This window comes from Rhizobium sp. G21 (genome assembly GCF_014158035.1).
GTDB lineage: Bacteria > Pseudomonadota > Alphaproteobacteria > Rhizobiales > Rhizobiaceae > Rhizobium_E.
Genome location: NZ_JACFXW010000002.1, coordinates 493,641 through 507,133 on the forward strand (window position 1 = coordinate 493,641; position 13,493 = coordinate 507,133).

General features: G+C 62.4%; 6 protein-coding genes and 4 pseudogenes. 2 read left to right on the forward strand and 8 right to left on the reverse strand.

The annotated features are described in order from the left end of the window. Position 1 precedes the first annotated feature (1 nt). Positions 2 to 1,030 (forward strand): glycerol-3-phosphate dehydrogenase, encoded by a 1,029-nt coding sequence (locus H2O14_RS23580; protein WP_182829801.1) that lies wholly within the window; start codon positions 2 to 4, stop codon positions 1,028 to 1,030. Between the two features lie 157 nt (positions 1,031 to 1,187). Here H2O14_RS23580 and H2O14_RS23585 read toward each other — a convergent pair. From H2O14_RS23585 to H2O14_RS23595, 3 genes and pseudogenes are all read right to left on the reverse strand, one after another. Continuing rightward, a pseudogene (locus H2O14_RS23585) lies at positions 1,188 to 4,434 on the reverse strand (efflux RND transporter permease subunit). Between the two features lie 129 nt (positions 4,435 to 4,563). Beyond that, a complete protein-coding gene (locus H2O14_RS23590) occupies positions 4,564 to 5,775 on the reverse strand; it encodes an efflux RND transporter periplasmic adaptor subunit (protein WP_182829802.1) in 1,212 nt (403 codons plus the stop codon). Positions 5,776 to 5,832: 57 nt separating this feature from the next. Beyond that, entirely contained in the window at positions 5,833 to 6,630 is a 798-nt protein-coding gene (locus H2O14_RS23595; protein WP_182829942.1) for an alpha/beta hydrolase fold domain-containing protein, read from the reverse strand. A 176-nt stretch (positions 6,631 to 6,806) separates the two neighbouring features. Here H2O14_RS23595 and H2O14_RS23600 point away from each other — a divergent pair, with 176 nt between their 5' ends. Continuing rightward, positions 6,807 to 7,724 (forward strand): LysR family transcriptional regulator, encoded by a 918-nt coding sequence (locus H2O14_RS23600; RefSeq protein WP_182829803.1) that lies wholly within the window; start codon positions 6,807 to 6,809, stop codon positions 7,722 to 7,724. A 38-nt stretch (positions 7,725 to 7,762) separates the two neighbouring features. Here H2O14_RS23600 and H2O14_RS23605 read toward each other — a convergent pair whose 3' ends face one another. The 5 genes and pseudogenes from H2O14_RS23605 to H2O14_RS23625 form a co-directional block, all read right to left on the reverse strand. Beyond that, positions 7,763 to 9,340: a hypothetical protein gene (locus H2O14_RS23605; RefSeq protein ID WP_182829804.1), complete on the reverse strand. Its 1,578-nt coding sequence runs from the start codon at positions 9,338 to 9,340 to the stop codon at positions 7,763 to 7,765. Between the two features lie 380 nt (positions 9,341 to 9,720). Further along, positions 9,721 to 10,784 (reverse strand): annotated as a pseudogene (locus H2O14_RS23610) (ABC transporter ATP-binding protein). Further along, a pseudogene (locus H2O14_RS23615) lies at positions 10,784 to 11,574 on the reverse strand (ABC transporter permease). The pseudogenes H2O14_RS23610 and H2O14_RS23615 overlap by 1 nt, the downstream one beginning before the upstream one ends. After that, positions 11,571 to 12,385: pseudogene (locus H2O14_RS23620) on the reverse strand (ABC transporter permease). Before H2O14_RS23620 ends, H2O14_RS23615 begins: the two co-directional pseudogenes overlap by 4 nt. A gap of 86 nt (positions 12,386 to 12,471) precedes the next feature. Beyond that, complete coding sequence (locus H2O14_RS23625) at positions 12,472 to 13,488, reverse strand: ABC transporter substrate-binding protein (RefSeq protein ID WP_312858722.1); 1,017 nt, start codon at positions 13,486 to 13,488, stop codon at positions 12,472 to 12,474. Between the last annotated feature and the right edge of the window lie 5 nt (positions 13,489 to 13,493).

Genomic DNA, 13,493 nt, shown 5'->3' on the forward strand with positions numbered 1-13,493 from the left:
CATGGCGAACATTGCGATCATCGGCGCGGGCGTCATGGGCTCGGCGCTATCGGTTCCGGCCGCCGACAACGGCCATGCGGTGACGCTGGTCGGCTCGCCGCTCGACGACGGGATCATTGAGGTCTTGCGATCGCCCGGCGGCGTGCATCCCAAGCTGGACGCGCCGTTGCCAGCCAGTGTTCGGCCCGTCACGCAAGCCGAACTCCAATCCACCGTTCTGGACGAGGCGGATGTCATCATTGCCGGCGTCAGCAGCCCCGGCGTCGATTGGTTCGCCGACTATGTCGAGACCAGGCTCAGCCGTCCCAAGCCGATCGCCTTCGTCACCAAAGGGCTCGATCTGCTGGGCGGCGCGCTCGCGACATATGCCGACACGCTGCCTCGACGGACGACGCGCTGTCAGGCTTTCGTCGGGATCGGCGGTCCGTGCATCGCGCGCGAACTCGCCAACCGCGTCCCGACTTTGTCGATCTACGCCAGTCCCGATCGAGACGTCGCCGATCGCCTTCGCAGCCTTTTGCAAACCCCTTATTATCGCCTGGCGACGACAACTGACGCCGTGGGCTTGGAGGCCTGCGCCGCGCTGAAGAATTTCTACGCCATCGGCGTGAGCGCGATGCAAACCCGCTATCCCGACGACAGACGTAACGACGGCCAGTCGAAAAATCCTTGCGCCGGCGCCTTCTCAATCGCCGTTGCGGAAATGACCAGGATCGTCACCGCCTTGGGCGGATCCGGCGAAACGGCCATCGGCCTGGCCGGCCTCGGCGACCTTCATGTTACGGTCGGCGGCGGGCGCAACAGCAGATTGGGGCATGGCCTCGGCGCAGGCCGGACTGTCTCGGAAGTGCTGGCCACGGATCTGAAGGGGGAAACCGTGGAGGGCGTCGACACCGCGCGGCTATTGGCCGATTGGCTGAAGGGGCAGGACGACGCGAGGGCGCAGTATCCGCTCGCTACCGCAATCACCGAGGCCGTGCTGGGCGACCGTCTCTTCGAGTTCGACTTTTCGGCTTTGCGCCCGACATAACAGCGCCGAAGAGTTCGGCTTGCGCGCGACATCGGTATTCGGCTTTCTATGACGATCAGGTTGGGCGTCTTCTTTTCACCGCACGAAAAAGCCGGGCGCTGTCCGCCCGGCTGGTATTCTCGTCCTTCTTTCTATGTCCGGCCATCTCGGCCGCCGGTCATGCGGCCGGCAGCAGCGACCGGGTCTTGCTGCGGGACGGGCGCCCCGAAGCGGCCATCTCCGCGTCCGTCGCATGGACATTTTGCGCATGCGCGTCGTCCGTATGCTGCGTCAGCGCCTTGTTTCCGGTGATCCGCCGCGCCAGCACATAGAAGACGGGCGTCATGAAGATGCCGAAGAAGGTGACGCCGATCATGCCCGAGAAGACCGCGATGCCCATGGCGGCGCGCATCTCCGCGCCCGCGCCGGTGGAGACGACCAGCGGTATGACGCCCATGATGAAGGCCATGGAGGTCATCAGGATCGGGCGCAGCCTGAGGCGGCTCGCTTCGATGGCCGCCTGAACCGGCGTCCGGCCCTCGAATTCCAGCTCGCGTGCGAATTCGACGATCAGGATGGCGTTTTTGGCCGACAGCCCCACCAGCACGACCAGGCCGATCTGGGTGAAGATGTTGTTGTCGCCGCCCGTGAGCCAGACGCCTGCGAGCGCCGCCAGCACGCCCATCGGCACGATCATGATGATCGCGATCGGCAGGGTGAGGCTCTCATATTGGGCTGCCAGCACCAGATAGACCAGCAGCAGCGCGAGCGGGAACACCAGCACCCCCGAATTGCCGGCGAGGATCTGCTGATAGGTCAGGTCGGTCCATTCGAAGCCGATGCCCTTGGGCAGGGTTTCCGCGGCGATGCGTTCAATGGCCGCCTGAGCCTGGCCCGAGGAGAAGCCGGGAGCAGGGCCGCCATTGATGTCGGCGGCAAGGAAGCCGTTGTAGCGGTTGGTCCGCTCCGGCCCCGTCGTCGCGTCCACCCTGAGCAGCGCCGAAAGCGGGATCATCTCGCCGCTCGCGGAGCGCACCTTCAACTGACCGATGTCTTCGGGGTTGGCGCGGAACTTGGCGTCGGCCTGGGCGCGGACGCTGTAGGTGCGGCCGAACGCGTTGAAGTCGTTGACGTAGAGCGAACCGAGATAGATCTGCAGCGTCTCGAACACATCCGTCACCGATACGCCGAGTTGCTGCGCCTTGGTGCGGTCGAGGTCGGCATAGAGCTGCGGCACGTTGATCTGGTAGCTCGAGAACAGGCCGGCCAGTTCAGGCGTCTGATAGGCCTTGCCGAGGAACGCCTTGGTCGCTTCGTCGAGCGCCTGATAGCCCAGGCCGGCTCGGTCTTCGAGCTGCAGCTTGAAGCCGCCCGTGGTGCCCAGGCCCTGTACGGGCGGCGGCGGGAACATGGCGATGAAGGCGTCCTGGATGGCGCCGAACTTCTGGTTCAGCTTCATGGCGATCGCGCCGCCCGAGAGATCCGGCGTCTTCCGCTCCTCGAAATCCTTCAACGTCACGAAGACGATGCCGGCATTGGACGAGTTGGTGAAGCCGTTGATCGAGAGGCCCGGAAAAGCGATCGCATGTTCGACGCCCGACTCGGCGAGCGCGATGTCGCTCATGCGCTTAATCACGTCTTCCGTGCGGTTGAGGGTTGCGGCGTCGGGAAGCTGGGCGAAGCCGATGAGATACTGCTTGTCCTGAGCCGGCACGAAGCCGCCCGGCACGGCGTTGAAGATCCCGTAAGTGGCGCCGGCCAAAGCGAGATAGACGCCCATGACCAGCGTTTTGCGTGTCAGGAGCCCGCCTATGCTGCGGCCATAGCCGTTCGAACTCGCGCCGAAGGCGGTTGAAGCCGCGGAAGAACCAGCCAAACAGGAAGTCCATGCCACGCGTCAGCCAGTCTTTCGGCGCATGATGACCCTTCAGCAGAAGCGCGGCGAGCGCCGGCGACAGCGTCAGCGAATTGATCGCCGAAATCACCGTCGAAATGGCGATGGTCAGCGCGAACTGGCGATAGAACTGGCCCGACAAACCGGTGATGAAGGCGAGTGGCACGAACACGGCCACCAGCACCAGAGCGATGGCGATGATCGGCCCCGACACTTCTTTCATGGCGCGATAAGTCGCCTCGCGCGGCGAAAGGCCGTTTTCGATGTTGCGTTCGACGTTTTCGACCACGACGATCGCATCGTCGACGACGATGCCGATCGCGAGGACGAGGCCGAACAGGCTGAGCGCGTTGATGGAGAAACCGAAGGCGTACATGACGCCGAATGTGCCGATGATCGACACGGGGACGGCGATTAGCGGAATGATCGAGGCGCGCCAGGTCTGCAGGAACAGGATGACCACGAGCACGACGAGCGCCACGGCTTCGAGAAGCGTGTCGACGACCTTCTCGATCGAACTGCGAACGAATTTGGTCGTGTCATAGACGATTTCGTACTTCACGCCTTCCGGCATGGCGACCTGCAGCTCGTTCATGGTCTTGACGACCTCGTCGGAGATGGTGATCGCGTTGGAGCCTGGCGCTTGGAAAACCGGGATGGCGACCGCGGCCTTGCCGTCGAGCAGCGACCGCAGCGAATAGTCCGATGCGCCGAGTTCGACACGGGCGACGTCGCGCAGGCGGGTGATCTGACCCTCGGCGCCGCTCTTGACGATGATGTCGCCGAATTCTTCCGGCGTCTGCAGGCGACCCTGGGCGTTGACGTTCAATTGCACGTCGATGCCGGCGAGATTGGGCGATGCGCCGATCACGCCTGCCGCGGCCTGAACGTTCTGGCCGCGGATCGCATTGGTGATGTCGCTCGCCGCCAGACCGTGTTCGGCGGCCTTTTGCGGATCGATCCAGACGCGCATGGAGTAGTCGCCCGAGCCGAAGATCTGCACCTGGCCGACGCCGGGAATGCGCGCCAGGCGGTCCTTGATGTTGAGGACGCCGTAATTGCGCAGATAGGTGATGTCGTAGCGATTGTCCGGAGACAGCAGGTTCACCACCATCATCAGGTCCGGCGAGCTCTTCGCCGTGGTGACGCCGATGGTCCGGACTTCTTCCGGCAGGCGCGGCTCGGCCTGCGACACCCGGTTCTGCACCAGCTGCTGCGCCTTGTCGGGATCTGTGCCGAGCTTGAAGGTGACGGTCAGCGTCATGACGCCGTCCGATGTCGCCTGGCTCGACATATAGAGCATGCCGTCGACGCCGTTGATCTGCTCTTCGAGCGGAGTGGCCACCGTTTCGGCGATGACCTTGGGATTTGCGCCGGGATAGGTCGCGCGCACCACGATGGACGGCGGCACCACGTCGGGATATTCGGAGATCGGCAGCGCCCTCATGCCCAGAAGGCCGGCGACCACGATCAGCACCGACAGCACCCCGGCAAATACCGGGCGGTCGACAAAGAAGCGGGAGATGTTCATGAGGGAACCCTCTTCAACGAGAATTTGAGACGCAGGCGCACACCCCGGTCGCCGAGGGCGCCGGATATGGAAACTGCGAAGACGGATCCGCCTCCCGATCGAAGATCGAGCGGGAGGCGGATGTGACAGTTATTGCGACTGCGCGGGCTGTGCCGCGCCCAGAGCGGCTGTCTTTTCCACTTCGGGAGCGACGACGACGCCGGGACGGATGCGCTGCAGTCCGTTGACCACGATCGTGTCGCCGGCACTCAGACCGGTTTCGACGATGCGCATGCCGTCGACGGCCGCGCCGAGCGCTACCTGCCGATAGGCGACCTTGTTGCCGGCCTCGACCACGAAGACGAACTTCTTGTCCTGATCCGTGCCGATGGCGCGTTCGCTGACCAGGATCTTCTTTTCCGCCTTCGGCTGGCCCATACGGACCTTCACGAACTGGCCGGGGATCAACCGGCCGCCCGGATTGTCGAACACGGCGCGGACGGCGATCGTGCCGCTGGCGCTGTCCACCTGGTTATCGATGAGCTGAAGACGTCCCTTGATGGGCGTGCCCTTGTCTGCGACAGTGCCGATTTCGACCGGGATCTGATCGAGCGCCGGCGAAGACGCCGTGGATTCGGGGAGATCGGCGAGGGCGCGCGTCACCGTTTCTTCGCTGACATTGAAGCCGGCATAGATCGGATCGATGGAAACGAGCGTGGTCAGCGCCGGCGAAGCGGCGCCGGCTTCCACCAGGTTGCCGACGGTGATTTCGACTTTGCCGACCCGACCGGTGACGGGCGCGATGACCTTGGTGTAGCCGAGATTGAGGGATACGGTCCGAAGCGCCGCCTGTGCGGTGCGAAGGCCGGCCTCCGCCTCGGTCAGCGCATTCTGGCGCTCGTCGAGATCGCTTTGCGAGATCGCCTTGTTGGCGGTGAGCCTGCGGCCGCGATCCAATTGCAGCTGCGCGAGGCTGACCCGCGCCTGCGCGGATGCGACCTGACCCTCGGCCTGGGCGACGGCGGCTTCATACGGCGCGGGATCCAGGGTGAAGAGCAGGTCGCCCGCCTTTACAATCGCCCCTTCGCGGAAGGCGACGGTCTGAATGACGCCGGAGACGCGAGGGCGGATCTGCACCCTTTCGACGGCTTCGAGGCGGCCGGAAAATTCTTCCCAGGCCGTGATGGACTTGTCTTCGACGACGGAGACCGTCACCGGTACGGCCGGCGGCGCCGCAGGCGCTTCGGTCGCGGCGGCGGCGGTCCCTCCGGGGAGGTCGAAGAACAAAGTCGCGGCTGCCAAAGACGCAGCCAGTCCCAGGCCGGCGCCCGCGAGGGCCCAGCGTTTGCTGTTCGGTGTCATGGAATGTCTCCTTGCGATCCCGGGGAAAACCCGATCTCAGTAGAGTGTCGTCATCGATCAACCGGCGCCGAGTTCACGGACGAAGTCCGCAAAATGCCGGCGAAGGTTGTCCGCCCAGTTGGGCGTATGGCCTGTCGTCCCGCCGTAGAGTTCAGGCCATCCTGCTCCGGCGGGAAGCAGATGCTGCTGGACATGATTGCCCGCTTGTCTCAGGCGCTCGGCATAACCGATAGCCTCGTCGCGCAACGGATCATCGTCCGATGTCGCAAGCAAAGTCGGCGCCAGGCCCGTCATGCGCGAACAAAGACACGGCGCCGCATAGGGATGACAGACGCCGGCGCTGAGATAATGGCTCCAGCCTTCCGTCCATCGTTCCCGCATGCCCGCGGCGTCCGCTTCGCGCATCGAGACCGAGCCCATGAACGGATCGACCAGCGGCGACAACAGAACCTGACCATCCAGTTCCCGCGCCAGGTGATCCCGGGCCTTGAAGGCGACTGCGGCAGCGATGTTTCCACCCGCTTCTTCGCCTCCGATCAACAACAGCGATTTCCGGTCGCCCAATCCCGCCCGTTTCTTGGCCAGATAGGAGAAGATCGAAAATCCAACCTCCAGCGGCTTTGGAAAAGCGCCGCCCAGAGGCGAAATGTAGTCCGGCACCACCACGATTGCGCCGGCTCCGGCCAGACACTCCGCGGCGGCGTTGTCCCGCATCGGCGATCCCAGAAAGGCTCCGGCTCCGAAATACAGGAGCACCGGCGCGCCTTTGCTGTAATCCGCGCCCTGATAGATCCTCGTTGACACGGGGCCGATGGCCACCTTGTCGAACACCATGTCTGTCACGTCCACTGGCATCGTCTTCGCTTTCATGCTGCTGCATTATCACGCCCCGGATGCACAATGCTCGTCTTTTGTGAGATCTATGTAGATTGACTTGATTGATTGAACAAGTTCGTTATTTATGGCTTCACTATTCGAAAATTCGAACAATATCGCAATGCACATAAAACGGGCAGCAGAAGGATTGGGATATGGACCAGCTTTCGGCAATGCGAGCTTTCGTTCGCGTGGTGGAAACCGGTAATTTTACCCGCGCCGCCGACGCGCTTCGGATGCCCAAGGCGACGGTCACCAATCTGATTCAGGGCCTCGAAGCGCATCTGCGCACGCAACTGCTCAACCGCACCACGCGGCGCGTCGTCGTCACCACGGATGGCGCCCTCTACTACGAACGCGCGGTGCGCATCATTTCGGAGGTCGACGAATTGGACAGCAGTCTGTCCAACTCCAACACCAGTCCGAGCGGGCGGTTGAGAGTGGAAATGGCGGGAGCCTTCGCGGACTGGATCGTCATTCCGGCGCTGTGCGATTTCGCCCAGGCCTATCCCGACATCCGCCTCGATCTCGGCGTCGGCGACAGAACGGTGGATTATCTCGCGGAAAACGTCGATTGCGCGTTGAGAGCCGGCGCGCCGGGCGACCAATCGCTCATCGCCAGACGCGTGTCGGAAATTTCTCTTCTGACCTGCGCGACACCCGACTACGTCGAGAAGTTCGGTTTCCCCCAAACTCCCGGCGAACTCGAAACAGGGCATTACTGCATCAATTACTTTCGAGCCCAGATCAACCGCACATTGCCGTTCGTATTCATCCAGGACGGTGAGACGATCGAGGTGACCGGTCGCTATATTCTATCGGTCAACGACGCGCGCAGCTATGTCACCGCAGCGCTCGCCGGGCTCGGCGTTGCGCAGCTTCCGCACTTCATGATCCGGGACGAGCTGCGCGATGGGCGGCTCATCCCGGTTCTCGAAGAGTGGTCCTGCGAAGTCATGCCGCTCTATGTGGTCTACCCGTCCAATCGGCACCTGAGCAACAAGGTCAGGGTCTTCGTGGACTGGCTGGTGAAACTGCTCGGCAACCGCGCGATGAAGGCCGAAGACAAATAGCCGGAACGCGAGCATGGCGAGGCAGGCCGCCTGGGCGCTCATAAGCAGCGCCACACTTTTTTGTCGGTGGCGACCCGCCTCTGTCTAGAGAAGGAAGTCGCTTCCGTCCAAAGCCGCCCGCCCGTTGAGCTCAGGACGAAGTCCGCGATGCGGTCTCCATCGAGATCGGCGCTCACCAGTGTGTGGCGTCCGATGATTTCGGCGCGCAATTCGCCTTCGCGTCCGCTGAAATCTGCGGCGCCAAGGAAGGAAAAGCGTTGAAAGCCGCTTTCCGACGCGCTGGCGTCGAAATGGGAGAAATCCATGCGATCACCCTCCGCAACCGAAAAATCGGCAATTCTCTCGTGCCGGTCGGCCGCCCGGGCTTCGGGCAGGTCATGCGTCCGGAATACGAAGATGTCCGCGCCACCGCCGCCCTTCAAGACATCGGCTCCGCCGCGACCAACGAGAATATCGTCGTTCGCTGCGCCTTGAAGGTGATCCTGACGCGCGGTTCCGGCAATCGTATCGGACGCCGCCGCGTCATGCCGCGCATCGGTCGACTGGCGCGACGCGCCGCCTTTCATCGTGGTCGACACGCCCGTGCTGCTGCCGTAGACGGTGGCTGCGATCCCGGTATCGTCATTATCGATTGCTTCGGACGTATAGGTGATCACGAAGCGCCCCTTGTTCAGCGCCGCGACGGAGACGTCGAGCTGATCGTCGTACTTGCTTGCGTCCACCCCGACGGTGAAAACCTTGCCGAGAGGTTTTCCGTTGGCGGACAGCACGATCGCATAGGCGTCGTCGCCGACATCGCTCTGCTTGAGCGATTGCTGCGTCCAGGCCACGACATAGCGACCGTTGGAAAGTTGCGCTATGTCCACGTCTCCGGGCACTGTTCCCTTCTGGAAGATTGCGTGGGAGTCGATGACTTGCTTGCCCTTGCCGTCATAGGCGGTGAAATAGATCCCTTTCGCCCCGGCGTCTTTGGTAGAGGGCGTCCAGTCGAGATTGACGACCGCGAAGCCGCTGTCGCCGCGGGCCGCAACGGCGTAGCCGTAATTCTCGTCGTCGCTCCAGGCGCCGCCCGCGCCGCCGAAATGCGGCGTCAGGCCGAAATCGCTCTTGATGACCTTGCCCCGCTCGTCGAGCAGGCTGGCGCGCAACTGGTTCTGGCCATCATCCGTGCCGTCGTCGATCGCCGCTTCGGAGTTCCAGATCACCACGCTATGACCGTTTTTCAGCGCAGCGGATTTGGTGACCAGTTCGTCGAAATCGTTGGAATGTGTGTTGAGGACCGAATCCTGTCGCAAAGCCTTGCCGGATGACGAGTAGGCGCGGGAATAGACTTCATCGAAATTGGCGCCCGACCGTTCGAGGCCGAAACTCACCACGAAACCGCCGCTGCCGGTCGCGACGACGTCGGGAAGGATCGCTTCCGCCGATTTGACCGTATCGACCTTGATGACGTTGCTGACGCTTTCGCCCTTGGAATCGAAGATCTGGGCGCGGATATGCGCGCCGGTGGTGAAGATCGGATGATCGAAATTTTCCGTCCAGGTGAGGACGATATTGCCGTTCTTCAGCTGCGTGGCTTGCGGCGTTCCGGAATAACCGCCGTCTATAGCCCGCATGATTTTCTCGCCGCCGACCGACCGGGCGACCATTTGCGTTGTAGAATTGTGCGCCGAGATAGGTCGTCTCGATGTCGGTATCGTCGTATTGATTGAAATAACTCGACCAGGTGACGAGATAACCGCCCCCTTTCAGGCCGATGACATTGGAGTCCTCCTGCCAATTGTTGCCATAGCTGTTGACGCGGATTTCTTTCGCCATGCGACGTCTCCCAGTTGTGGTGCAGCAGCTGGGTACCGATAGTTTGTGACATTTTTGAAGCTGATTATATTATAAAAAGCTCACGGCGCAGAGCGTGCGTCAATTCTCCACTTCCCCGCTAGCCTGGGCTGCCGCGAAGAAGGACCGCCTGCCAAGCTCGGAGCGGGAGAGATGATTTTTAGGTCGCCAGGATGATCGTGTGGTCCGGAGACCAGGCCAGGACGACCTCGTCCCCTTCTCCAATCTCCATTGTCGCCGAGCTCGGAAGCCCGACGCGAACCTCCTGATCGCCCAGCTGGACGAAAAGCGTTGTCCAGTGACCGGAAAACAACCGGCGCGTCAGCCGGCCGGTCACACGGTTCATCCCGTCGGCCATCGGATCCTTGAGCGAGGCGATCGTGATCCGCTCCGGACGCACGAGGCAATGGGCGGGCGCGCCATTCGGTTCAGGCTTGGCATTCGATGCGGTGAGAATCCTCAATCCATCCCTCAATTCGATGGCGCCATCGGACCATCGTCCCTCGAAGATATTGGCTTCCCCAGAAAGGTGGCGGCAAACAGCGTGTTGGGCCGGTGATAGATGTCGGCAGGCGCGCCTTCCTCGATGACGCGACCGCCGCTCAGAATGCCGATGCGGTCGCTCATCGTCAGCGCTTCCTCCTGATCATGGGTCACGAAGATGGTGGTGACGCCGATTTCGCGCTGGATGCGCTTCAGTTCCACCTGCATGTCCAGCCGCAACGACTTGTCGAGCGCGCCGAGCGGCTCGTCGAGCAGCAACACGCGCGGCTTGATGACGATGGCGCGGGCGAGCGCCACGCGCTGCCGCTGGCCGCCCGAGAGCTGATTGGGCTTGCGATGCCCGAGCGCCGACAGTTGCACCAGTTCCAGCGCCTCGCCGACGCGCTTCTTGATGTCCGGCCGCGACACGCCGCGAATTTCGAGCCCGAAGGCGACATTGTCGAACACGGTCATGTTGGGAAACAGCGCGTAGCTTTGAAACACCATGCCGATATTGCGCTTTTCCAGCGGCACGCGCTCGACGCTCTCGCCATTCATGGCGATGCGGCCCTGATCGGGATAGTCGAAGCCGCCGATCATCCGCAACAGCGTGGTCTTGCCGCTGCCGGAAGGACCGAGCAGCGCATAGAAGCCGCCATCCTCGAAACGGATCGAGACATCGTCCAGCGCCTTGTAAATGCCGAAGCTGCGCGACAGATTGCTGACTTCCACGCTGGCCATCAGTCATTTCCTCCGAATTTGTAGAAGCGGGCGGTGAACAGCATCACGCCCATGGACATGACGATGATCAGGGTCGACACGGCGTTGATTTCGGGCGTGAAGCCCTTGCGGATGGCCGCATAGATTTCGACGGGCAAGGTCGTCTCCCCGGCGTCGCCAAGAAATAGGAGACGACGAACTGATCGAAGGATACGGCGAACGCGAAGAGGCCGCCGGCGATCACCCCGGGCGCGATCGCGGGCAGGGTAACCCGACGGGTCACTTGCCATTGATTGGCGCCGAGCGAGCGGGCGGCTTCCTCGAGTTCCCGAGGAAAGGTCTTCAGCCGGGCGTTCACCACGATGATCACGTAAGGCAAAGCCAGCGCGACATGGCCGAGAATGATGGCGTGCAACCCGCGGCCGATGCCGACGCCGAAGAAGAAGATCAGCATGGCCGTGCCGGTGATCAGCCAGGGAATGGCGATCGGCGGCAAAAGCAGCGCCTGCAAGACCTTTTTGCCTGTGAAATCGTATCGGAATAGCGCGAGCGACGCCGCTGTGCCGAGCGCAGTCGAGATTACCGTGGTCAGCGCAGCGATTTTCACACTGTTGAACGCGGCCGAGATCAATTGGTCGTCCTGCCACAGCGCCTCATACCAGGTCGTCGACCACTCGATCGGCAGCATGTAGAAGGGCGAGGCGTTGAAAGACATCAACGCCATGATCACAATCGGCAAGTAGAGGAAGGCGAGCAGAAGGCCGACATAGAGCCGCCCGAGCCCATTGAGAAGCCGTGTGGTTGCGGTCATGACGCCCTCCGCATCACCGGCGACGCCAGCGCCAGAATGATCAGCACGAGTCCAAGCAGAATGAAGGACAGCGCCGCGCCCAGCGGCCAGTTAAACACCGCCACGAACTGATCCTCGATCACCGTTCCATAGAAGGTGCCGGTGCGGCCGCCGAGAATGCGCGGCTCCATGAAGGAGCCGATCACCGGCACGAACACCAGCACGGCGCCCGCCACCACGCCCGGCATGGACAGGGGCAGGACCAGGCGGCGCAGAATGGTCAGGCGCGACGCGCCGAGCGACCGGGCGGCCTCGATCAGGCTGTCGTCGATCGCCTGCAGGCTTAGATAGCATGTCAGGACGATATAGGGCACATAGGAATGCACCAGCCCGATGATGACGGCCGGATAAGAATACATGAGATCGATATTGATCTCGAAAGGCAGGATGGCGTTGAGCCATGTATCCAGAATGCCGCCGCTTCTGAGCACCATCGCCCAGGAGAAGATGCGGACCAGGCCGTTGCTCCAGAAGGGCAGGATGACCAGAAGAAAGATCATCTCGCGGCTGCGCCCTTCAGCACTTTCGCCAGCACGAAAGCGGTGGGAAAGCCGAGCACGAGGCACCAGAATGTCACTTCGAGCGCAAGTCGGAGCGAAGCGAGCAGTAGGGTCGCGTAGATGCCGGTCGAGAAGAAGGCGGCGTAGTTGGCGAGCGTCAGGCTCCACGGCTTGCCGGACAGCGGCAGGTCGGTGACGAAGCTGAAGAATATCATCGCCGACAGCGGCAGGAAGATAGCCACTGTCAGCCATAGATAGGCGGGAGCGAGCAACGGAGCCGCCTTCGCGCCATCGGAGATGCGTCCATTGCCGCCCCCGGGGGCTGAAGCCGCCGATACTGTTCCCGCCTGTCCCGTCGTCATTTCACGTTGACCTTCAGTTCCTGCCAGATCTGGAGATATTTCTCGCGATCGGCGTCGGAGACCGGCGCCTGGAACTGGATGCGGGCCGCCACAGCCGGATCACCCATCACCGTGCGGTTGAAGGCGTCTGCCGGCAGGCCTGCCACTGCCTTGGTGTTGGCGGACACCGGCGCGCCGACTTTGTTGTCCCACTCCACATAGAAGGCGGGGTCGATCATGTAGTTGATGAAGGCTTCAGCGCCTTCGACATTCTTCGAGCCTTTCGGGATCGAGAAGGCGTCGAGCCAGCCGACCGCGCCTTCTTCCGGCACGACGAAGGTCACCGGCAGCTTGAAGTTCTTCTTGGCGCGACCGGCCGAGCCGCTCCAATAGGTGCCGACATCGATCTGGTTGGCGGCAACCATCTGGTTCCAGTCGTTTTCGGCGCTCCAGAAGGTGCGGATCTGCGGCATCAGCGAGGCGAGCTTGGCCTTGGCGGCGTCGAGATCCTTGATGTCGTTGATGTTCTGGCCGCTGGCGATCGCGCCGAACTGAATGGCTTCGAGCGCATCGTCGCGCAGCACCACGCGGCCCTTATGCGCGGGATCCCACATTACCTGGATGGAGGTCGGCGTCTTGTCGAAGGCCTTGTCGTTGACGGCGATCGAGGTCAGGCCCCATACCCAGGGAACGCCATAGACCTTTGCGTCATGATTGAGCATCGGCGACTTGGCTTTTTCCTCGCCGAGATCGGCGTAATTGCCGATCTTGGAGACGTCGATGGGCTGGATGAGACCTTCGGCGAAGGCCTGGTCGTTGAAGGCCGCGTTGATCATCACCACGTCGTAAAGACCGGGATTGGTGCGCAGCTTGGTGAGCATTTCCTGCTCGGAATTGAAGAAGTCGTTGATGACCTTGTGGCCGGTGGCCTTCTCGAAGGCTTCGATGGCCCACGGCTCGTCGGCGCCGTAACCTTTCCAGTTCAGGACATGGACGTCACCGGCCAGCGCGGTCTGCGATAGCACGGCGAGCATGGCGG

Bases quoted from the DNA above. Each gene is read 5' to 3' on its own strand.
- H2O14_RS23600 (WP_182829803.1), top strand. From the start codon at position 6,807: ATGGACCAGCTTTCGGCAATGCGAGCTTTCGTTCGCGTGGTGGAAACC.
- H2O14_RS23580 (WP_182829801.1), top strand. From the start codon at position 2: ATGGCGAACATTGCGATCATCGGCGCGGGCGTCATGGGCTCGGCGCTA.
- H2O14_RS23595 (WP_182829942.1), bottom strand. From the start codon at position 6,630: ATGCCAGTGGACGTGACAGACATGGTGTTCGACAAGGTGGCCATCGGC.
- H2O14_RS23590 (WP_182829802.1), bottom strand. From the start codon at position 5,775: ATGACACCGAACAGCAAACGCTGGGCCCTCGCGGGCGCCGGCCTGGGA.
- H2O14_RS23605 (WP_182829804.1), bottom strand. From the start codon at position 9,340: ATGCGGGCTATAGACGGCGGTTATTCCGGAACGCCGCAAGCCACGCAG.
- H2O14_RS23625 (WP_312858722.1), bottom strand. From the start codon at position 13,488: ATGCTCGCCGTGCTATCGCAGACCGCGCTGGCCGGTGACGTCCATGTC.